The 23,031-nt window shown below is 39.6% G+C and carries 20 protein-coding genes; 3 read left to right on the top strand and 17 right to left on the bottom strand.

Annotation, left to right across the window (positions count from 1 at the left end):
- Window positions 1–77: 77 nt before the first annotated feature.
- On the bottom strand, window positions 78–1,139 hold the full coding sequence (locus RCP16_RS12320; protein ID WP_308640415.1) for a globin-coupled sensor protein: 1,062 nt from the start codon (window positions 1,137–1,139) through the stop codon (window positions 78–80).
- A gap of 271 nt (window positions 1,140–1,410) precedes the next feature.
- On the opposite strand from RCP16_RS12320, the gene RCP16_RS12325 reads away from it, so the two are divergent.
- On the top strand, window positions 1,411–2,124 hold the full coding sequence (locus RCP16_RS12325; protein ID WP_308640416.1) for a DUF2161 domain-containing phosphodiesterase: 714 nt from the start codon (window positions 1,411–1,413) through the stop codon (window positions 2,122–2,124).
- On the opposite strand, the gene RCP16_RS12330 is transcribed toward RCP16_RS12325, so the two are convergent.
- The gene (locus tag RCP16_RS12330; RefSeq protein WP_069326915.1) at window positions 2,115–3,344 is read right to left on the bottom strand and encodes an aminotransferase-like domain-containing protein; all 1,230 of its coding nucleotides are present in this window, start codon (window positions 3,342–3,344) and stop codon (window positions 2,115–2,117) included. The genes RCP16_RS12325 and RCP16_RS12330 overlap by 10 nt on opposite strands.
- A gap of 48 nt (window positions 3,345–3,392) precedes the next feature.
- The gene (locus RCP16_RS12335; RefSeq protein ID WP_137222269.1) at window positions 3,393–4,112 is read right to left on the bottom strand and encodes a response regulator transcription factor; all 720 of its coding nucleotides are present in this window, start codon (window positions 4,110–4,112) and stop codon (window positions 3,393–3,395) included.
- Between the two features lie 249 nt (window positions 4,113–4,361).
- Here RCP16_RS12335 and RCP16_RS12340 point away from each other — a divergent pair, with 249 nt between their 5' ends.
- Both RCP16_RS12340 and RCP16_RS12345 read left to right on the top strand, forming a co-directional pair.
- Window positions 4,362–4,769: a hypothetical protein gene (locus tag RCP16_RS12340; RefSeq protein WP_069326913.1), complete on the top strand. Its 408-nt coding sequence runs from the start codon at window positions 4,362–4,364 to the stop codon at window positions 4,767–4,769.
- On the top strand, window positions 4,766–5,833 hold the full coding sequence (locus tag RCP16_RS12345; RefSeq protein WP_137222267.1) for a phosphodiester glycosidase family protein: 1,068 nt from the start codon (window positions 4,766–4,768) through the stop codon (window positions 5,831–5,833). Before RCP16_RS12340 ends, RCP16_RS12345 begins: the two co-directional genes overlap by 4 nt.
- A 160-nt stretch (window positions 5,834–5,993) precedes the next feature.
- On the opposite strand, the gene RCP16_RS12350 is transcribed toward RCP16_RS12345, so the two are convergent.
- The 14 genes from RCP16_RS12350 to yfcE form a co-directional block, all read right to left on the bottom strand.
- A complete protein-coding gene (locus RCP16_RS12350) occupies window positions 5,994–6,248 on the bottom strand; it encodes an AbrB/MazE/SpoVT family DNA-binding domain-containing protein (protein WP_069326911.1) in 255 nt (84 codons plus the stop codon).
- A 195-nt stretch (window positions 6,249–6,443) separates the two neighbouring features.
- Window positions 6,444–6,908, bottom strand: a complete 465-nt coding sequence (gene trmL / locus RCP16_RS12355) for a tRNA (uridine(34)/cytosine(34)/5-carboxymethylaminomethyluridine(34)-2'-O)-methyltransferase TrmL (protein WP_069326910.1) — start codon at window positions 6,906–6,908, stop codon at window positions 6,444–6,446.
- Between the two features lie 138 nt (window positions 6,909–7,046).
- On the bottom strand, window positions 7,047–8,135 hold the full coding sequence (gene serC, locus RCP16_RS12360; protein WP_308640417.1) for a 3-phosphoserine/phosphohydroxythreonine transaminase: 1,089 nt from the start codon (window positions 8,133–8,135) through the stop codon (window positions 7,047–7,049).
- 430 nt (window positions 8,136–8,565) lie between these two features.
- A complete protein-coding gene (gene glnA / locus RCP16_RS12365) occupies window positions 8,566–9,990 on the bottom strand; it encodes a type I glutamate--ammonia ligase (protein WP_069326908.1) in 1,425 nt (474 codons plus the stop codon).
- A 385-nt stretch (window positions 9,991–10,375) separates the two neighbouring features.
- Window positions 10,376–11,440 carry a 3-deoxy-7-phosphoheptulonate synthase gene (aroF, locus tag RCP16_RS12370; RefSeq protein ID WP_069326907.1) on the bottom strand — a complete coding sequence of 355 codons (1,065 nt, stop codon included), beginning with the start codon at window positions 11,438–11,440 and terminating at the stop codon, window positions 10,376–10,378.
- 290 nt (window positions 11,441–11,730) lie between these two features.
- Window positions 11,731–12,705 (bottom strand): 4-hydroxy-3-methylbut-2-enyl diphosphate reductase, encoded by a 975-nt coding sequence (locus tag RCP16_RS12375; RefSeq protein WP_308640418.1) that lies wholly within the window; start codon window positions 12,703–12,705, stop codon window positions 11,731–11,733.
- 142 nt (window positions 12,706–12,847) lie between these two features.
- Window positions 12,848–14,359 (bottom strand): sensor histidine kinase, encoded by a 1,512-nt coding sequence (locus RCP16_RS12380; RefSeq protein WP_175425143.1) that lies wholly within the window; start codon window positions 14,357–14,359, stop codon window positions 12,848–12,850.
- 20 nt (window positions 14,360–14,379) lie between these two features.
- On the bottom strand, window positions 14,380–15,069 hold the full coding sequence (locus RCP16_RS12385) for a response regulator transcription factor (RefSeq protein WP_069326905.1): 690 nt from the start codon (window positions 15,067–15,069) through the stop codon (window positions 14,380–14,382).
- A 204-nt stretch (window positions 15,070–15,273) separates the two neighbouring features.
- A complete protein-coding gene (locus RCP16_RS12390; protein ID WP_069326904.1) occupies window positions 15,274–16,950 on the bottom strand; it encodes a S1C family serine protease in 1,677 nt (558 codons plus the stop codon).
- Between the two features lie 185 nt (window positions 16,951–17,135).
- The gene (locus RCP16_RS12395; protein ID WP_069326903.1) at window positions 17,136–17,795 is read right to left on the bottom strand and encodes a response regulator; all 660 of its coding nucleotides are present in this window, start codon (window positions 17,793–17,795) and stop codon (window positions 17,136–17,138) included.
- The gene (locus tag RCP16_RS12400) at window positions 17,764–18,834 is read right to left on the bottom strand and encodes a sensor histidine kinase (RefSeq protein WP_069326902.1); all 1,071 of its coding nucleotides are present in this window, start codon (window positions 18,832–18,834) and stop codon (window positions 17,764–17,766) included. Before RCP16_RS12400 ends, RCP16_RS12395 begins: the two co-directional genes overlap by 32 nt.
- A gap of 3 nt (window positions 18,835–18,837) precedes the next feature.
- Window positions 18,838–19,917, bottom strand: a complete 1,080-nt coding sequence (liaF, locus tag RCP16_RS12405) for a cell wall-active antibiotics response protein LiaF (RefSeq protein ID WP_308640419.1) — start codon at window positions 19,915–19,917, stop codon at window positions 18,838–18,840.
- 188 nt (window positions 19,918–20,105) lie between these two features.
- Window positions 20,106–22,046 (bottom strand): threonine--tRNA ligase, encoded by a 1,941-nt coding sequence (thrS, locus tag RCP16_RS12410; protein WP_308640420.1) that lies wholly within the window; start codon window positions 22,044–22,046, stop codon window positions 20,106–20,108.
- A gap of 434 nt (window positions 22,047–22,480) precedes the next feature.
- Entirely contained in the window at window positions 22,481–23,026 is a 546-nt protein-coding gene (yfcE, locus tag RCP16_RS12415; RefSeq protein WP_069326899.1) for a phosphodiesterase, read from the bottom strand.
- Window positions 23,027–23,031: the final 5 nt, after the last annotated feature.

The following is a 23,031-nucleotide window of genomic DNA, read 5'->3' on the forward strand; positions in this document are numbered from 1 at the left end:
CACTTTTCTTATTATACACCGTTATATCCAAATGTCAAAGAACTTATGTTTTTAATTGCAATTAATTTTGAAATTTTTTAGGAAAGCTTGGGATTCATCTCTGTTCCTACAATAACTACCGAATCTTCTGACTCTGTATGTTGCAATTGTTCTAATTCAGAAGCTACTTGTTGAATCATATCTGCAAAAGCCGCTAGTTCTTGTGAACGTCCTGCTTGATGACGGGACCACTCTACATTTTTGCCAAATTCAGATTGTACTTGATCCAGCTTACTCATAATCACTTTTAGCGTCAGACTGATATCTTGTAACGCATTTTGTGATGATCCGGCTAGCTTGCGTACTTCTTGCGCTACAATACTGAATCCTCTACCATATTCACCAGCATGAGCCGCTTCTATTGAAGCATTAAGACCTAACAGATGCGTCTGTTCCGATATTTCACGCATCACTGTTCCTACTTTACTAATCTCTTTGACTTCATGCCCTAGCTCGTCCATCTGTTGCAATGAACTTTCTTGTGAATGTGCCATTTGATCTGCTGATTCTGAGATCACACGTGCATTATCATTTAATTTGACAATCATCTCACTGATCCGATTAACGGCTTCTGTGACAGCCGTCAGCATATGCTCTTTTTGATTGACCATATTTTGAATACGGTGTTGCTCTCGTTCACCATATGCTTCTAGCACTAATTGGGAATCCAGATTAAACATCTTAGTCAACGCATGCAGTACTTTGATCCATTGATCAGGAATTTCACGTTCTAATACAACCGTTGCAATATCGGTATACGTCATATACGTACCTAGATAATAATCCGAATTTAGTCCGATTCGTGAGTGAATACGACCAATCTTAAGTCTTTGCTCGATAAATTCTTCATCTACCGTTCCTGCCGCTAGTGAAATCCAGTAATCTCGTTGTGTCTGCTTCAGTCGATCAATCGTAGAACCTGCTTGCTTAATAATCTCATGCAAGGCTGGATATTGCTCAATATGATTATAAAAGTGATCAACAACCTCATCAACGACTTTGACAAATAAATCATAATGATGATGCAGTAATTGCAAATCAGCTTCTGTTAAGCCAATATATTGAAGTTGTTGTTGACGCTGCTTGGATACTTGGATCATGTGTAATACCTCCTTTTTGATTGATTATCAATCTCTATGATTTTATTCGTATCTTACCTTTTATTGTAAAAGATAGCTAATACCTAACATAAAATTTCATTCAAAATAGAGTACGCAATCACTAACTATTTTTATAACCTATTTCATCTTTTGTATTGTTTTTGTAGCGCTTCTATCTTGTGATCATCCTATGCTATACTGTCGAACATAAGACTCAACATCGTGCTATTTTATGGATAAAAGATGTACGTATTTAAAAGGAGAGAACATCGTGGCTGTACAACGAGAAACCGAACTTTATCTTCCAATCAAACAGTTCTTTACAGCTCAAGGATATGATATCAAAAGCGAAGTAAGGCATTGCGATCTGGTAGGTATACGAGAACAAGATCAGGAACCCCTGATTATCGAGATCAAAAAAACATTCAATATCGCTTTACTTCTACAAGGGATCGAACGACTGAAGCTCAGCTCCAATGTCTATCTGGCTGTTGAAAAAAATCGTGCCAAAAAAGGAGCGCACAATCAGCGTTGGAGTGAAATCACTGAATTGTGCCACCGATTGGGCTTAGGGTTAATTGTCGTGACTTTGTACAAAACAAAAGCTCCCTTTGTCGAGATATTATGTAGTCCAGCGATATCTTCTAAGCCTGTTCGACCTGCTCGCCGTGGAAGTCGCAAACAAAGGTTGTTACAAGAAATTGCTGAACGAAGCGGAGATTACAATCTAGGTGGAAGTACAGGCACACCTCTGATAACCGCTTATCGTGAAAAAGCGCTGCGAATCGCTTCTGCTTTTGGTACCGACCTTTATCTATCACCACGGATATTGCGTGAGCGAAGCGGTGTCGGTACTACAGCAACGATAATGCAGCGCAATCATTATGGATGGTTTGAGCGGGTTGCTCGTGGTAGTTATCAATTAACTCCAGCCGGTAAGCTTGCTTTGGAACAATATGCGCATGTTGTCGAGAATCAGAAGTGACTTTGAGTTCTCATTTCAGCAATGCATTCAGAGATCAGATTCATGCCAAGTAATAACTCATCTCGTCCGGGATGGGTAAAATTAAGACGAATCGCACTTTTACCTTCATCACTAGCATAACAACGGGCACCTGGTAAAAATGAAACGCCTTTGGTCATCGCTCTTGTTAACAGTTCTTCGCCATCTAACTGATCTGGCAATGCTGCCCACAAAAACATTCCGCCTGAAGGCACATCTACTTGGGTTCCATGCCAGTTAGGACGTTTGAGCAATTCAAGCATTAATTTGAGTCGAATCTCATACTCACGATTCAACATTGTAATATGATTATCCCAATTGAAGCGTGGCGATTGTAACAGACGTAACAAAATCGCCTGATTCATTGAGCTGGATTGCCAATCGGCGGTTTGCTTGGCAGCTGACATCACTTCGATCAATCGTGGATCTCCTGCTGCCCAACCTACCCGTAAAGCAGGTGCGATCGTTTTACTAAATGATCCGATATAAAGAACATGATTGCCTCCTTGCTCCCGATCCAATTGAAACAAGCTTGGATAACGACGGCGGAAAGAACGAACCGATTCCAATCCATAACGTAAGTCTCCGTATGAATCGTCTTCTGCGATCAACAATGTATATCGCTTACAAAGCTCTAGGATGGCTCTTCTACGCTCTAAGCTCCATACTCTTCCCGTAGGATTAGCGAAGCTTGGTGAAGCGCACAATAGCTTAGGACCATGTTCTACAATCAATCGTTCTAGATCTTCTGGAATCATACCTTCTTCATCACAATCCACATGAATCACATTTGCCCCTTGTAGACGAAGCACTTGCAGACAACCTGGTGAAGCCGGAGATTCAACCAATACTGTATCTTCCCGATCCACATAAATACGCACTAACAAATCTATCGTCTGCTGACTACCTGATGTTAACAAAATATCTTCAGGATCTACATTTAATTTCTGATCGATTTGCCAGCGGGTATTGAGCCAATTACGCAAAGCTAATGAACCAGCTGCTTCTCCATACTGAAGAACAAGCGGACCTGCTGAAAAAACAGCCCCTGCCGCCTCTCCTAATTGTGCCAATGGAAAAAGTTCTTCTGCTGGTAATTCTTCAGCGAGCGAAATCCATGATTCTCGGCGCTGTCTATTATCAATCGACCTGACTGAAAATGAAGGCATATTACTCACACTTGCTGCAAAAGAAAATTCCACCGCTCCAGCCTCCTGTACGATGCTTTTTCAAGATCATACACCTGAACTTTAATCGAGAGCAACCTCTTTTACTGGAACGATACTTTCAGGCGGTGTGATCATGTTGTTCATCGTTGCTATATTGAACGAAGCAGTATGCGAATATAACGTGTATTTTTCAATCGCTTGAGCGCGGCTGTTCACACCAAGTTTGTTATATATTTTGCGTAAATAGTTATCAACAGAACGTCGGCTCACACGGATCATATAAGCGATCTTATCGTATGTAAACCCTTGTGTAATTTGGATCATAATCGTGTGTTCGATTTTGGAAAGATCAAAATAACCATCGGTAGGAATTTCAGCAGGAATAGGAACTACTCCTTGATGAAGCCATGACAGAGGAATAACGGTTGATCCTTGACGTAGACTACTGATTAAATGCAACAATTGTGCAGGTGAAGATTCTTTAGATAACATGCCACTAGCACCCATACTCATTAATCCTGCAAATAAGGATAAATTATTATCGCTGGTCAGCACGATCACATGGCTATCTCGACTCGCTTGTTTTACTTGGCGCAAATATAATTGAACCGATCCTTCAGGTAACGCATCATCTAGTAAAACAAGGTTAGGTTGAACACTAGCTACCAAATCGACGCCATCTTTTACAGAACTTGCAGTTCCGATAACACTCAAATGGGCTGTCTCTTCTAGTATCATTTTTGTTCCAAGCATCAGCGCCGGATGATTATCAATGATGATAACCTTCCAAATGTCCTCCATTTTGATACTTCCCCCTTTATAAAACATTATTAGTTACTGATTATTAACTTATATCTTGATATCGGCATCTTTCGTTAGATTTTTAACGTTTTTTGGATATTTGTGGATGTTGTCTCATGCGAGAATTGGATAATAGAAGAATTAGATACGTAAAATTTAAAATTAGTTTTAGGAAGATAGACTAGCTATATTGGACATGTTAAAATGGATTTTGGTCAAAAATAAAAAGCTTTATAGAGGTGAATAAATATGCATTCTAAAGCAGAGTCTTCTTCCCGTACAACGATGCGACATCAGAACAACAAAGGGTCCTCTGCCAAATGGTTTCTGGTATTTTGGATATTGATTATAGCGCTGGGTGCAACGATCGCCTACTTATATAGCAATCATATGAAGCAACAGATGATCACATCGATCAAAGCTGATACAGAGCGACAGATTTCATTATTGCAAAGTGATTATGAAAGTCGATTAAATGAAATGTCTAAAGAAATGACCGCTTTGCAAAGTAAAGTGGATTCGTTTAACGAACTGCTTACTTTTACAAAAGATAATGCGAGCAGCAAAACCGATAACAGCAACAAATTGTACACTCAATTGAATGAAGTCCAAAAGCAACTCAATACTTTACAAAAGAAAATGGATTTATTGAAATGAGTATACGTGCCAAAAAAATCAATCGGTTATTGATGTTAGCGACAGCGCCTTTTGCCGGGTTATTAGTTATTATGTTGCTTCAATCCAATCAGGTAGCTGTTCCTTTGGATATCGAAAAGTATGCACCAATCAATCATCTTAGCGATCAATCTCAACAAATTCTAACTCACCTGAAACAAGCTGAAAAAGTAGCTGTCCAGACTTCATCGTCTATTGAACGCACGACCAAGCTATACAATCAGACCACATCAACGATGTCTCATATTGTGCAGACTGCTTCTTCACAAGCCAGTAAGCCTGAACAAATTTACAATAAGCGGATCACTTCCAAATTAGGTGCAGCTTCTGAGAAAGTGAATAGTCAGCGCATCAATATTGAGCTGTATCGTCTAAATCCGGGCACATACAAAGCCTATGCTATGAAAATTAAGCTGAAAGAGCCTTCTGCGATGAATATGACACTCGGTAAAGATTCATGGGGTGGCGCAGAAACGACCTTAACAGCAGTTCAGCGTTCAGGAGCTATTGCCGGTATTAATGCTGGCGGTTTTGCAGACGGTGGTGGCAAACGCTATCCTTTAAGTACAACGGTGCTGAATGGAAAATATATCAATGGCTTTCAATCGACATTCAAAGACTTATTTTTTGTCGGTATGAATAAGACAGGGCAACTGATTGGCGGTAAATTTACAAGCAAAGCGAATCTGGATGCTTTAGATCCTTCATTTGGTGCTTCTTTTGTTCCGGTATTGATTCAAAATGGCAAAAAGGTACCGATTCCTGCCAAATGGAAAGCTTCACCTTTACGTGCCCCCCGCACAGTTATTGGTAAATATAAAGACGATCAGATCATTGTAATCGTTGCAGATGGTTATAATGAAAATGGAAGTTCAGGCGCTACACTGGTTGAACTGCAAAATAAATTATACAAAATGGGTGTTGTGGATGCGTATAATCTGGATGGTGGCGGATCGACTTCACTGATTTTGAATGGTCGGGTGATCAATCATCCTTCAGATGGGAACCTGCGTCCTGTACCTACACACTTTTTATTCTTCAAATAATGTGCTAACAAGTTAGTTTATCCACAGATACTATAAAGAACGACAAAAAAGAACCTTCCATTATGCACTATACAGTGCTGGAAGGTTCTTTTTGATTGCCCATTTTATAAAGAGACTACAAACGAGTTTCTTTTATCTAAAATGTCTTTTATTAATTAAATTAAGCATTTTTAGGAATTAAATTCATTTCTTCCATACATTGAGCACATACATAACGTTCTTTGAATTCGCCTACTTCTTCCATAGATCCACAGAAAACACATTTTGGGCGATATCTTTCCAAAATAATATGGTCGCCCTGTACCAAAATCTCTACAGGATCTCCTTCGTTCATTTGGTATCTTTTACGCAACGACTTCGGTAATACGATTCTTCCAAGTTGATCGACTTTACGTACAACGCCTGCTGGTTTCATACTAATATACACCTCGCTAATATTTATACTTTGTGGATTAAAGTAGTGAAGACAATAAGTGATTATAAAATTTGGAATATCAGCTATATATTCACTATACTTTATTACTTTCATTTATTTCTCCACTTACTTCTTTAATCCTGCTAACTTTTATTAATTCTTACCAAAATTTTGATACAGAGTTATGAAATGCTATTAATCCAAATGCAAAAAGTTAAGCTGACGTAGTGCTTCATATACAACGATGGCTGCTGAATTCGAAAGATTCAACGAACGTACATCGTCTGACATCGGCAGACGCATAGCTGTATCTGCATTAGCTGCAATTAATTCAGGTGGTAATCCCTTTGTTTCTTTACCAAATACAAAAAAGTCACCGTCTTGAAATTGAAAATCAGTGTATCTATTTTTCACTTTAGTTGTTGCATAGAAGAAACGGTGATCCGAGTAGGTCTTTTGAACCTCTTCGAAAGAATCATGATATTCAACATTGACTGCATGCCAGTAATCGAGACCTGCTCTTTTCAGTGTAGAATCGTCCGTTTTGAAGCCTAGAGGACGTACAAGATGCAGATGCGTTCCTGTAGCTGCGCATGTTCTAGCAATATTGCCGGTGTTTGCCGGGATTTCAGGTTCAACGAGTACAATGTGTAGTGCCATAGGTTTATTTCCACCTTTTATATAGTTCTTTTTGATTATAACCGATTTCGGTAAAATGCGACAGCTTTTGACAAAAATAATTGGAAATTTTTTTAAAAAAGCCTTCCCAGAGGGGAAGGCTGTCATTCCTTAGTACATTCAGCCATTTTTACTCTGAAATTCCTTCATAAATTCGACCAGAGCATTACAGCTTTCATAAGGAACAGCATTATAGATCGAAGCACGTAGACCACCTACGCTACGGTGACCTTTCAAACCAATAAATCCTGCTTCTTCCGAAGCTTTAACAAATGCTTTTTCCAATTCTTCTGATGCTAGACGGAATGTAACGTTCATGATCGAACGACTTTCAAGTTCAGCCGCCCCTTTGTAAAAACCATTACTGTTATCAATCGCATCATAGATTAGTGTTGCTTTTGCTTCATTTTCGCGCTGAATACCTTCAAGTCCGCCTTTTTCTTCAATCCATTTTAAGACTTCATTTACCATATATATCGAAAAAGCAGGCGGTGTATTGTATAGCGAATTATTTTTGGTATGCGTGCTGTAACGGAATATCGATGGAATATGCTTAGGAGATTCTGTAATTAATTCTTCTTTCGCAATAATTACGGTTACTCCTGATGGCCCTAGATTCTTCTGTGCGCCTGCATAGATCATATCGAATTTGCTCATATCCAATGGACGACTTAGAATATCACTCGACATATCTACTACTAAAGGAATATCTCCTGTATCCGGGAACTCTGTAAATTGTACGCCTTCAATCGTCTCATTCGAAGTCACATGCACATAAGAGGTATTTGCTGGCAGATCCAATTGAGATAGATCAGGAAGCTTCATATACTTATCTGCTTCTGAAGAAGCCACAACGGTTGTATCACCGACCAACTTCGCTTCGCTTAATGCTTTGCTTGCCCAACTGCCTGTAGCTACAAAACTTGCTGTTTGGCCTTCAGCTAATAGATTCATCGGAATCATAGCAAATTGAGTGCTAGCGCCTCCTTGTAAAAATAGTACCTTATAACCTTCCGGGTTGCCTAGTAAGGACAACAGACGATCCTGAGCTTCGCTATGTACCTTTTCATATACTGCGCCACGATGTGACATCTCCATAATAGACATTCCTGTATTTTGATAATCCACAAATTCTTTTTGTGCACGCTCTAATACTTCTAAAGGCAATGCAGCCGGTCCAGCATTAAAATTGTACGCTCTTTTTGTCATGTTGTTCTCCACCCTTTCAATTTCAACATTCCATTTTCATTTTGCGCTTATGATGCCAAGCGCTGGTTGTCAGATATTTTGCTTTGCAAAAATCATTTTCTCATTTTACGGGTCGCGCTTATGGTGCCAAACGCTGATGGTAAGATATTTTGCTTTGCAAAAATCACTTTTCCATTTTACGGGTCGCGCTTATGGTGCCAAGCGCTGGTATGTTAGGTTTGTGCTAAATGATTATCGCTATGATATCAGCTATTCTAGGGGTGATCAAGTGTCTTTTGTCACTTGAAATTGTGAGTTGAACCCAATTCTGTGAACAAACAGGAATGTAATCGTTTTATTTTTGAACTCATATAAAAATCCTCCGGAAAAGATGTTCCGGAGGATTTTGATTACATTATCTCTACGATCTACCTTTAGAAATAAGTAATAATTAGCAATCGTAGTACAAGCTGAACTCGTGTGGATGTACACGAATTGCAACGTCTTTCGCTTCTGCACGTTTGAATGAAATATAGTTTTGGATAAAGTCTTTTGTAAATACATCGCCTTCAAGCAAGAAGTCAAAGTCTTTTTCCAACTCATCTAAAGCTTCTTCCAATGATGCTGGAACACTACGGATACCTTCTTTTTCTTCTTCTGGCAATTCATAAATATTTTTGTCGAAAGGACCATATCCTAATTCACGAGGATCCATTTTTTTCTTGATACCATCAAGACCAGCCATCAACATTGCAGAGAACGCAAGGTAAGGGTTAGCAGTAGAATCTGGTGTACGGAATTCGATACGACAACCTTTAGGTGTTACAGATGCAATAGGAATACGAACTGCTGCTGAACGGTTACCTTTCGAGAATACCAAGTTAACCGGTGCTTCATAACCAGGTACAAGACGTTTGAAAGAGTTAGTACTTGGGTTAGTCAATGCGATCAATGCTGGAGCATGGTACAAGATACCGCCCAAATAATGCAATGCCATTTCACTCAAGTTTGCGTAAGCACCTTTTTCGTAGAACAAAGGAGTATCACCATCGAAAATAGATTGGTGAACGTGCATACCGCTACCGTTATCACCGAACAAAGGTTTAGGCATAAACGTTGCTGTTTTACCATATTGTTGTGCTGTGTTATGCACGATATATTTGTATTTCATTAAGTTATCAGCTGTTAATTTCAATGTGTCAAAACGGAAGTTAATCTCTGCTTGTCCAGCCGTAGCTACTTCATGGTGATGACGTTCAATGCGAAGTCCTGCTTCTTCAAGCAAACGACACATTTCGCTACGAATATCTTGTTGAGAATCGACAGGAGCTACTGGAACATATCCGCCTTTTTTACGGATTTTGAAACCAAGGTTACCGCCATCTTCTTTGCGGTTCGTGTTCCAGAATGCTTCGTTAGAATCAACGGAGTAAGAGGATACATTCACATCGCTTTGGTAGCGTACATCGTCAAAGATAAAGAACTCGGATTCAGGAGCAAAAAATGCTGCTGTTCCTACACCGCTTGTTTGCAGATATTCTTCAGCTTTCTCTGCAATACCACGCGGATCGCGTTCATAACGCTCGCCGTCCGGGGTGAAGATATTGCACATAATGTTCAACGTTGGATGAGCAGTAAAAGCGTCGATAAATACGGACTCCGGATCTGGCATCATAACCATATCAGACTCCTCAATACCGCGGAACCCAGGAATTGAAGAACCATCAAACGCAACACCATTTACAAAAGTATCCTCATCCACTTCACTAGCTGGCAATGAGATATGGTGAGCACGACCAGACAAATCCACGAAACGAAAATCAAACCACTCAATGTTGTTTTCTTGTGCAAGCTTCAATACGTTTTCTACCGCCATTTGTACTTTCCTCCCCAAATTTCCGAACATTACACTCTTTTTCGATGTCGAATGTTCATTCTCTCGATTTTTTTTCTGTCGTCATTATAAATCGTAAAACCTTACATCGTCAATAGCCTTTTTACATATCTCTAAAATTTATGTAAGATATGCTTACACTCATAGCTTACCAAAAAAGAAAACAGCTCGTCAATCCGTCAATTAAAAATCGGAATGAGTGAGCTGTTTTTTAAACCTTACATCATTTTCTAAATTAGCAGTATATTCCAGCAATACCTAACATGAAAATCAGGCATTTTATTTAAAAGCCATTTTTACTTTTATGCAGACGTATTCTTATTCAAATCAACTCATTTTTAAATAATATTCGGTTAATTTAAATATACTATACTTGCACAGAGGATTCAAAAAACGCCGCTGGTGCTTTAGCTGTAGCAAATGTTTTGCCCAAAAGCGGAGATAACTGTTCTAATTCACGCAATAATTTGGCAAATTGATCCGGGAATAAAGATTGAACACCATCACCAGTCATCGAGTTATCTGGATCGGTATGCATTTCGATAATCAGACCATCTGCACCTGCTGCTACTGAAGCTTTGGTCATAGGCTCTACCAGTTCACGACGTCCTGTACCATGACTTGGATCTGAAATCACAGGTAAGTGGCTCAATTGTTGTAAAACAGGAATAGCCGATAGATCAAGCGTGTTACGAGTGTACGTCTCAAACGTACGAATACCACGTTCACAGAGCATTACATTAGGATTACCACCCGCTAGAATGTATTCAGCCGCATTCAAAAATTCATCGTACGTCGAACTGAATCCACGTTTGAGCAATACAGGCTTCCGGCTTTCTCCTAATTTGCGTAACAAATCAAAGTTCTGCATATTACGAGTACCTACTTGCAAAATATCAGCGTATTGTCCGCAGATATCAACATACTCTGGCGTCATGACTTCTGTAATCGTCAGCAGTCCATGTTTCTTCCCTGCTTCTGCCATCATAATCAATCCTTCAACACCTACACCCTGGAAGCTATATGGACCTGTACGCGGCTTAAACGCTCCCCCGCGTAATACCTGTCCACCTGCCGCTTTGACCAGACGAGCAATCTCATCAATCTGTTCTGCGGATTCCACTGCACAAGGACCGCCCATAACGACGAGTTCGCCGCCACCAATCGATACATCTCCAATTTGGATAACTGTATTTTCAGGATGGAAGTCACGACTAGCTAATTTGTAGGATTTGGAAATTTTCATTACTTTGTCTACACCTTTCATCTGCTCTAAATGTTCCATTAATCGAGGCTCAGCTGTTCCAATAAGTCCGATTACAGTATGATCTGCTCCACGAGAAATGTGTGCTTGTAATCCTGCTTGTTCAATCACGTTGGTAATCTCTTTTACTTGCTCCTGCGGTGTTTGGTTCGATACGATAACGATCATATTTGATCTTCCTCTCATTGTGGAGTTGGTGATGATATACACCTAAATAGACAACTATATAAAATGACTGAAATATGAGATATTTATTTGTATTTTGCATCATCACTTAGACGCTTGTTCGCTTTTAAGCTTTTAATCACTAAAGTAAATATACAGCACTCTATAAGACATGTCAAGCAGTGTCATAGTACAAAATCTTGTACGCATAGTATAAAGAATAAAAAAATAAAAAGTGCCTTTCCCATCAAGGGTTAGGCACTTTTTGTATATCTATTCGTGGACAGTGTCCATCAGTGGCGGACAGGTTGGTTGGTTGTTCTGCCTTTTTTCTCACGTACAGGTGGTAACAAACGTTTAGGATCTACAGTTCTTACCATTTCCCATGTGGATTCGTCATCGTTATCATACTTCTCTAAATAGTTAATCACTTCTTTGGTGATCGGAGTTGGCGTCGATGCACCTGCTGTAACAGCCACTCTACTTTTACCAATTAACCATTCACGCTTAAGCTCTGTAAGATCAGAGATACGGTAAGCAGTAACGCCTGCGATTTCTTCGGATACCTGTGCTAAACGGTTAGAGTTATTACTACGTGGGTCACCTACAACGATTACAAGCTCTGCTTGGCCGGCTTGTTCAGCTACCGCTTCTTGACGAACCTGAGTCGCTAAGCAAATCTCATTGTGCACTTCTGCTCCCGGGAATTTCTCCAGAAGATTTTTCATAATCAAACGAATATCCCATTGGCTCATTGTGGTCTGATTGGTAATCACAATTTTGCCTGCTGGAATCTCTAAATGATCAATCTCTTCTTCTTTTTCAATCAAATGAACTTGATCCGGTGCAACACCAATCGCACCTTCAGGTTCAGGATGACCTTTTTTACCGATATAGATAATCTGATAACCTTCGCTTGCTTTATCACGGATCAGATCATGCGTACGTGTAACGTCAGGGCATGTCGCATCTACAGTAGTTAATCCTTTTTCACGAGCCAGACGGCGAACTTCAGGAGAAACGCCATGAGCGGTGAAAATTACTGTTCCACTTTCAACTTGCTCTAGAATTTCTACACGATTCGGTCCATCTAAAGTAATAATACCTTGATCTTCAAACGATTGAGTGACATGACTGTTATGCACAATCATACCGAGTATATAAATAGGCCGTGGTAAGTCAAGGTTCTTGGCAGCTTGCTGAGCAAGTACCATAGCATCTACTACACCATAACAATACCCACGCGGCGCAATCTTTACAATTTCCATGAAGGGGTACACCTGCTTTCTAGGGTTGGCTTAACTTGCAAAAGAAGCAATAGCAACTTCATTATAACCCATTTGATAGGGCACGGGAAAGGAAAGTAGCAAACACAGTCACAAAAAGCTACTATTGTTTGCTACCTGTTGTCTATTCTGGTTTTGGGGGATCAGGAATCTCGGTCTCAGGCTCTGCATCAAATACAGGTTCAGCTTTATTTTGGGCTGGTACAGCTGCCAGTGGAAGCCAGATTACAAAGGTTGTTCCTTTGCCTTTGGCGGTGACCACTTCTACAGAACCCGCATGCTCATCAATAATCCATTTGGCTATAGATAAGCCCAATCCTGTTCCCGGCGTTACTCCACGCGATTCATCTGCTCGATAGAATCGTTCAAAAATATGAGGCACTTCTTCTTGATCCATACCGATTCCGGTATCGCTGATTCGAATCCCGATCTGATTCTGATACAACACGGTATCTAGAGATACTGTACCCTCTTTGGTGTATTTAAAAGCATTCTCAATAAAAATAAACAACATTTGTTGCAAATAATCTTTGTTGCCATAAATATGATAGTCGTCTAAAGCCACAGTGTTCGCTGGTTGCCATGTTGCTTTGTGAGGAATAAACTGTGCACGTCTCATCACATCATCCAAAAGAGCGCCAGCAGGCAAGCTCTCCATCACGATCGTCTGCCCAGCATCAGCCCGAGCTAACGAAAGCATATCATTTACAAGACGACTCATCCGTTTGGATTCATCTGCAATATCGTTAATCGACTCCATCGACAATTGCTTTAGACTTTCTTCATCTAAATGAGGAGCTTCATGAGGCTTTTTATTCCATGCTTTTTGCAACAAATCAACATTACCACGAATCGTAGTTAATGGAGTACGTAGCTCATGGGACGCATCAGATACAAACCGGCGCTGAGCAGCATAAGCTTCTGCCAAGTCTTTATAAAATACTTCGGTTCTGCCTAACATTCCATTTACCGTACTAATCAATTGACCAATCTCATCATGAGGTCCATCATAATCGATCCGTACACTTAAATCTTTTCCTTTTTGAATCTGACTCGCCGCATCAATAACCTTTTCAATCGGAGCCATCGATTTGCGCGCTAGAAATAGACCTAACGTAAACGCAATAAACAATGTCGCTAATGATCCTACAATCAACGTCACTCGCAGATCATCAAATAACTGACGAGCATCGGTCATATCTGCCGCGACCATTAAAACGCCCACCATTTTTGTTTGATTATCGATTTCATACGGTATACCACCATAAGCGACTAAGTAGGTACGATCATTATATTGAATTTGCTTTAATTCGTTAGGTATTTTGTTAGAAGCAGGAGCTTGCAAAAAAGTACCGTTGATATTGTTGTTAATTCCATTGGTGTAATTTTTGAGCTTTACCCGAAAGCCAGCGTCTGCCAAACGGTCATGATCTTTCGGTGATAAAAACACATCAATCTGCTCATTATTTACTTCGCTCACTATAATCTGTGTTTTGCTAATTTGATCCACCAGACGATTCTGTAAATCTTGATACGTATTGAAATACACAAATCCATAAATCGCTATACTAAAAAGCATTAAAGTCACTGCCAGTATCCCCGAGTACCATACCGTCAGCCTTAAGCGTATTGACATACTGTCAGCTCCCTCATTCTCTAGCTGTTATTTCGTAAAATATAGCCGGCACCACGAATCGTCTGAATCAGACGTATGCCACCATGCTCTTCTGTTTTCTGACGAAGCATAGCAATATAAACTTCTAGCACGTTTGATTCTCCGCTATAGTCATAACCCCAAATTTTATCCATAATCAAATCTCTGGACAGCACACGTTTTGGATTTTGCATAAATAAATGAAGTAATTCAAATTCTTTAGCCGTTAATTCTAGACGTTTTCCATCTCGAGTCACTTCACGAGCATCTGGATCAATCGTTAAATCTTCAAAAGCAAGACGTGTGCTCGTAGAAGCTTCTGATTCAGGTTTGCGTCGTAACAATGCTCTTACCCGTGCTAACATTTCTTCTAATGCAAATGGTTTAACCAAATAATCGTCTGCGCCAGCATCTAGCCCTTTGACACGATTTTCTACTTCGTCTTTCGCTGTCAACATCAAAATAGGCACAGAACTGCCTGCTTCTCGTACACGACGACACACTTCAAATCCATCGACTTGTGGCATCATGACATCCAATACCATCAAAGCCGGATCATTTTCTAACATTTGTTTTAAACCTTCTGCTCCATTAGAAGCGGTCAACACTTCATATCCTTCAAAAGCTAATCCGCGACGTAACATAGAAATAATTTTTTCATCGTCATCAATAATTAAAATAGTTGCTCTCATCGGTCTTACCCCTTTACTATGTCTTTTTGATCTAACATGATTATCGTTATTTCTTCTATTGTAACAATGAATACTTATTTGTCGATACAGTCATAAGAAAGGCGGAAAGGTATGCCCTTTCCGCCTTTCTGTATAACATATGATCTTTTGGAATCCATCATAGTTCAAGATGAAGTTAATACCTATTTACAAAGTCATACCTGATTATTGACCTGTACCGCCGCCACCTGCACCAGGAGAAGTCGTATCAAAGTCATTACGATTACCGATCGTTACTTTAAGATCCATCGTTTTACCATTACGAATAACGTTTAGTGTTGCAGAATCGCCCACTTTTAGTTTTTGGATAGCTGCTACTAAGTCCTGACTATTCGTATATTTAGTTCCATTGATTCCTGTAATTACATCATATGAACGAAGATCCGCTTGATAAGCAGGAGATCTGTACAATACTTCAGTTACTACAGAACCTTCAGTCGTATCAATACCCAACTGTTTGGATACTTCAGATGTTAATGACATCAGAGAAGCACCGATAAATGGAACTGGAGTGGTAGGGATTTTTTCACCTTTTTTCAATTGATCCACTACATTTAAGATCACATTGGAAGGGATAGCAAATCCAATACCTTGAGCATCTTCACTTACTGCTGTATTCATACCAATTACTTGTCCATTCATATTCAGAAGCGGACCACCCGAGTTACCAGGGTTAATCGAAGCATCGGTTTGTAACAAATGAGTATAATCTGTAGATTGTCCATTCGAAGCATCAGATGCTGTAATTGTACGTTCTTTCGCACTCAGTACACCTGCTGTTACAGTATGGTCAAATCCTTGAGGGTTACCAATCGCAACTAACCAGCTTCCGACAGATACGTTGTCAGAGTTACCTAGCGTTACAGAAGGGAATGTTTCTCCAGATTTTGGTTCGATTTTGAGTACAGCAAGGTCAAGATCTGTACTTTTACCCATCAATTTAGCTTCATATGGTGTTTTGTTGTTTTCAAGCGTAACTTGAATCACGTCAGCTTCTCCAACCACATGAGCATTAGTTAGGATGTATCCAGATTTATCGAAAATAAAGCCAGATCCAATACCTAGTGGAGTTAGAGAACCTGATGAACCGCCCGATCCACCACTACCTTCTCCACCGTTGCTACCGCCTTCACTTCCTCCTCCGCCTTGATCACCGAAGAAGAAACGATAGGCTGGATCATTATAAGGATTGGTTCCGCCGCTATTCGAGCCTGCTTTGGATAAAGTCTCGATTTTGACAACAGCTGGACTTGCGCTTTTCGCTACTTCAGCTACATCTGCTGATCCCGCAGGCAATGCTGCTTGAGTCACCGAATTATCGGTTGTCACTGCTGAAGCAGGAGCAACATTAGTTGTCGTTGTTGATTCCGATTCTGGAGTGAACAAATTAGCACGATCTGCTCCAAACATACCTGCTGTCATAATCAACATCCCTGCCAATATAGAAGCAACTACTGTTTTGGCAGAAGTCTTAGGTTTGTTATATTGAAATTGATTAGGCTTGCGATTGCCATTATTATCATCTGAATGATTGCCATTCAAATAATCAATATGGTCTGTACGTGGTGGTTGAGCCGAGTTCGGTGGATAAACTGGACGAACAGGTTGCGGTGGAGTCATTTCCACTTTGCGTGCTTCCTGTACAGGTTCTTGACGAACATCTTCAGCGTCCTTATCTTTATTCAACGATTGAAAAGGACCATACGAATAATAATGTGATGATTGTTCAGATGAAGCATTATTTGTTTCATTTGAGTCATTGGTATTGCCGTTTGCTGTATCATTGTTTTGGCCATCAGGATTGAAGCCATTATTCAAATCATTTTTGTTCTTTTCGTCCATTGAAGTCAACCTCCCAAGGTTCCCATGATATTAAAATAACCGGATGTGTTATTTGCTACATCCTTATATTCGCTTATTAACCTTAATCTCACCTTAAAAACAATTAAAAAGAAAATAAATCCTAGATGAGTAAGTTAATATATCATGATCATAGGGAATTGGCTTCATATTGTATGTGTGTGAAGTTAATGCTGACTAACCCAACCTTTACGATGAGCATAGATAGCCAGTTGTGTACGATCGTCTAATTCGCATTTCATCAATAGATTACTGACATGCGTTTTGACGGTTTTGATACTTATATGTAATTCTTCAGCGATTTCTTTATTACTCATTCCTTCAGCAATCAACATTAACACTTCACGTTCACGAACAGTCAATTGAGAAGCTTCATTTTGTACAGTGCTGCGTTGACGGATTCCTCTAGTGAGGGCTTGAGAAATATCACCGGTCATCACAGGCATACCACGGCTTGCTCCTTGTAGCGCATAGATCAACTCTTCTGCCGATACAGTTTTCAAAATATAACTAACTGCACCTGCTTCAATCGCTTCTACAACTAACTCATCTTCTAAAAAGCTAGTTAAGATCACAATCTTCATCTGTGGATAATTCTGCAATACCAATCTGGTGGCTTCTACTCCATTCATAACAGGCATCATCATATCCATCAAAATCAGATCAGGCATCTCGCTAACTGTACTTTTTTCCAGCAGATCAAGTACCTCTCTACCATTAGCCGCCTCTGCAATAATATGAAATTGATCTTCTAACATCAGATATGTTTTGAGACCCATCCGTACCATATCATGATCATCCGCTAATAGAATTTTTATTTTCTCCATTATGATTCTCCTCTTCTTCATGGATATCAAATTTGGGAATATGGATACGTATTGTCGTACCTGCCCCTGGTCGACTGATCACTTCAGCTTGTCCACCTAATTTCTCAGCCCGTTCTGACATAATCGTTAATCCATAAGAACCTTGCTTATGCATAGAGCTGTTGAACCCTTTGCCATCATCGCTAATATGTAGAGCAACATGATGACGATCTTCTTGTAACGATAGACTTACAATCGTAGCATCTGCATGTTTGATAATATTAGCAAGCGCTTCCTGTACAATAAGAAAAAGCTGACGTTCTTTTGCTTCCGTCAGTTGCCCTGTTAATTCAATATCTTGTATTCCTTTAAGCCCATTATGGCGACAATAATCGGGAAACCAGAATTCTAAGGCTTCTGCTAATGAGCGCCCTTCAAGTTCTAGCGGTCGAAGCTGTGTAATTAGTGCTCTCATCTGCTTCTGAGCAAGCTGTGACATTTGAATCACCTGATCCATTACAAGCTTGGCTTGTTGTTCGTTCTTTTCTAACATTTTTGGTAAAGATGAAGCTGACATATGAATCGCAAATAATTGCTGACTCACCGAATCATGTAGATCACGAGCCATGCGTCGTCTTTCTTCCAATACGGCTCGCTCGGTTTCGATCGCCCGTTCCATCACTTCTTTTTCACCTAATTGTTGCAAAATACGCATTTTCCGTTCTACCGTACTCATCATTGTATTGAATTGTTCATGCACTCGGTTAAAGGATTCATCTTCTGTAGGGTCCATCCGTACACTGAAATTTCCTTTGCCGACTTGAGCCATTTTCAAATGTACATAATCAATTCGACGCTGAACGCGTTGCCCGGCTACATAACCTGCTGCCATACAAATCAAAATAATCCCTGCAATATAATAATACCAGACGTAGGGCACACTAAGTACAATGTACCCTTGTCTGATGGCTAGAAAAATAATAATAACGGTCAGCAATCCACCTGTTGTAAAAAAGCCGATTAATTCCCATTTGATATTTTTAAACCACTTTGTCCTCATCCATTAACCCACCCGACTAATCTGAATATCACCGATAAAAGCATTAACGACAAGTTCTATTTGTTTGCCTGCTTCTTCATATTCTATCGTTGCACCATCCATATGACTCATCATACCTTCACGCTCACGTCCAAGAATATTCATATCGCCAATAAACGAATTGCCTTGTGCTTTGATGCCTACTTCGATTCCACTTGGAATATAGACTTTAACATCACCGATAAAAGCAGAAATTTCGATACGAGTCACTCCATATGCAATCTGTGCTTTGGTTAAGTCTAACATGGTATCACCAATAAAATGAGAAATATTCATCGGTTTAAGTTCAAAATAATCTTTACCAATATGCACATCACCGATAAATCCTGACTTGTTTTCTACCGAAGGATCAGAGCCATGATCGTAATCGTAACCACATTTTCTACGATGATGTTTTTTCCATTCATGACGATGCTGTTTCCATTGTTCACGGTGTGCATCTTTATTTTTTCGACAAGAACGTATATCTTCTTTATTTAAATTTACTTTTGTCTGAAAAGGTTGTTGTGGCATCTCATAAGGAGAACGCTGTGATGGAGATTGAAAAGGGACATGTTCTACAAATTCTTTATGATCTGTTGTAGGAACTTTTTTGCCTTTACGTTCCATTTCTTGTTCAAACCAATCATCTAAAGGAGACGCTGGCGGTGGTGGCGGTGGCACATCATATAGTTCATCAGGTGATGGCTGTTTAGACGATTTCTTCTTCGGTTGATGTCGATTAAAGATCAAATACAATCCGCCTAATACCAGAATCATAGGCATCATCATTTTGACCGCATCTATTAACGAGTAATCGATCCAACCGATATTTCTGCTTAAAAAGTAAATACCTAAGACGGTCATAATCCAGCCGCCGATATCACGTTTACATTTGAATAATAATTCGTTTAATCCTATTTCTAATAAGATCAACGGCCATAGTAATGAAATCACATCGCCGATGCCCCAATCGATCAAATTCATTCGATTTAACATAAATACGACGCCAATTCCGATTAAGCCTATACCCCAGAATGTTTTGCGGAATAAATGTCTATTCATTATCATTCCTCGCTTTCTCTACTTCTATATATGTAGTGTACTCATAATTGGAATAGAACAATAGTGGCATCAGAATGAACTTCATCTCCGTCTATAGGCGGAGAAAAACCCTAACTAGTGAATAATCACTGAATTAGGGCTAGTGTAACAGGTTATGAATGATAACAGAATAGCAATTGATAATTTATTTAAAAAATAGTACGATCTGCGATTTGATCACGTAACATCTTGATTGTTTCTTCTGCGGACATCATACCGATATCGCCTTCGCCACGTTTACGAACAGAGACAGAATCTGCATTCATTTCGTTCTCGCCGACAACGAACATGTACGGTATTTTTTCAAGTTGTGCTTCACGAATCTTGTAACCTAATTTCTCGTTACGTAGATCGGATTCTACAGTTACGCCACTACGACGAAGATTCTCTTCCACTTTGCGTGCATATTCTTCAAATGCACCGGATACTGGAATCACTTTAGCTTGTACAGGAGCCAACCATAATGGCAATGCACCGACAAAGTTTTCTAACAAGAAAGCTGTAAAACGCTCCATTGTACCCAAAATACCACGGTGAATAACAACTGGGCGATGTTTTAATCCATCTTCTCCGATATATTCAAGTTCAAAACGCTCTGGCAACAAGAAGTCTAATTGTACAGTCGACAATGTTTCTTCTTTACCCAATGCTGTACGAATCTGTACATCTAATTTGGGACCATAAAATGCAGCTTCGCCTTCTGCTTCATAGAAAGGCATATCTAGACCTTCTACAACTTCACGTAGCATACGTTGCGAATTTTCCCACATTTCATCGTTAGGGAAATATTTCTCTGTATCCGCAGGATCACGATAAGATAGACGGAAACGGTAATCAGTAATGCCAAAGTCTTTGTATACTTCCATAATCAATTCAATCACACGTGCAAATTCTTGCTTGATCTGATCAGGACGAACAAATAAGTGAGCATCATTTAGTGTCATCGCACGTACACGATGTAGACCTGTTAATGCGCCTGACATTTCATAGCGATGTTGCATACCCAATTCAGCAATACGAATCGGTAGATCACGGTAACTACGTAGATCACTCTTATACACCATCATATGATGCGGACAGTTCATCGGACGAAGAACCAATTCTTCATTATCCAATACCATTTTCGGGAACATATCTTCTTGATAATGCTCCCAGTGACCGGAAGTTTTGTACAAATCTACATTACCCAGTACTGGTGTGTACACATGGCTATAACCCAATTTTTCTTCCAAATCAACGATATAACGCTCTAGTGTACGACGCAATTTCGCTCCATTAGGCAACCAGATCGGTAGACCTTGACCTACAAGCGGAGAAAATGTAAATACTTGCAGTTCTTTACCCAATTTGCGGTGATCCCGTTTTTTGGCTTCTTCTAAGAAATGAAGATGTTGTTCTAGTTCTGGCTTTTTATTAAATGCTGTTCCGTAGATACGTTGTAACATTTTGTTTTTGCTATCTCCACGCCAGTAAGCACCTGCTACACTTAGCAATTTAAATACTTTTAATTTAGAAGTTGATGGTACGTGTGGTCCACGACATAGATCGAAAAATTCACCTTGATCATAAATTGTAATTACACTGTCTTCAGGCAATGCTTCGATCAACTCAATTTTGTACGGATCTTCAAGTTCACGGAAAATGTTAAGTGCTTCTTCACGACTGACTTCACGACGTGTAATTGGAAGATTTTCAGAAACGATACGTTCCATTTCTTTTTCGATTTTTTGTAGATCTTCTGGATTCAAAGGATGTTCCAAGTCCATATCATAATAGAATCCATCTTCAATCACAGGACCAATGCCTAATTTCACTTCATTTTGCCCAAATAAACGCTTCACCGCTTGTGCCAATAAATGCGCTGTACTGTGACGAATCACTTCTACGCCTTCTGCGCTATCTGGAGTCACGATCTCTACTAATGCTTTGTCATGTAACGGTGTATTTAAGTCAACAACGATACCGTCCAATTTACCTGCTACTGCACTTTTAAATAAACTTTTACTGATGGAATTGGCTACATCGCCAATAGTACTACCTGCTTCATACTCACGAACAGAACCGTCCGGTAAGCTAATTTGAATCGCCATGTTATTTCCTCCTTGAAAGTATAGATCTATTGATCAATCTGCATGCACATGTATTAACTGTCTTTATTCGTAATATTTACAATTAAAAACAGCAAAAAGCACCCATCCCGCAAGGGACGAGTGCTGTGTATATGTACCCGTGGTTCCACCCTGATTCGATCTGCTATCAGAATAATTTTCTTGATACAGACCCTTCATTCGACATCTGATAACGGGGATGATCCGATAAAATATAATACCGAAATGAACCATAGATTCGGATTCAACTTTATAGCTCTAAAGGGGTAAGATTATAGCTGTCACAGGAAGGAATTACAGCATACTACTTTCCTTCTCTCTGTACAGGACGATCACTATAACTCATATCTTTATCGATGCTTTTTGAATTTAGATCATACATTGCTTCATCATTATAAAAGTGTATCGGTCAAGCGTCAAGAGAATGAGATTGATTTGATCATATTGTCCTCAAAGTCTTTGACTGTAAATGTACCATGCTCAAGAATAGCATATGAATTAGGGTAGTCTTCTTTGGGCAAAGCAACTGAACCTGGATTGAGCACATAAATATGATTTTGCAGATCTGCTACAGGCACATGAGTATGCCCTTGAATAAATACATCCCCTGGTTGTAACAAAGGTAGATTATCAATACTGTATCCATGACCATGGGTCACATAGATCCGCATTCCTTCATGATACAACATGATATAGTCTGCCATCATCGGGAATTCAAGCAACATTTGATCCACTTCAGAATCGCAATTCCCTCTCACACCGATAATTTTATTTTTATATAAATTTAATGTATTGGCAACTTCAGATGGATTATACTCTTCTGGCAATGGATTACGAGGGCCGTGATACATATAATCACCTAAAAAAATCAACTGATCTGGTTGTTCAACCTCAGCTTTTTCGAGTACGCGTCTTAACCAGTGTAACGATCCATGTATATCAGAAATAAACATTAATTTCATAGCTT

The organism is Paenibacillus nuruki, from assembly GCF_963311185.1.
GTDB lineage: Bacteria > Bacillota > Bacilli > Paenibacillales > Paenibacillaceae > Saccharibacillus > Saccharibacillus nuruki.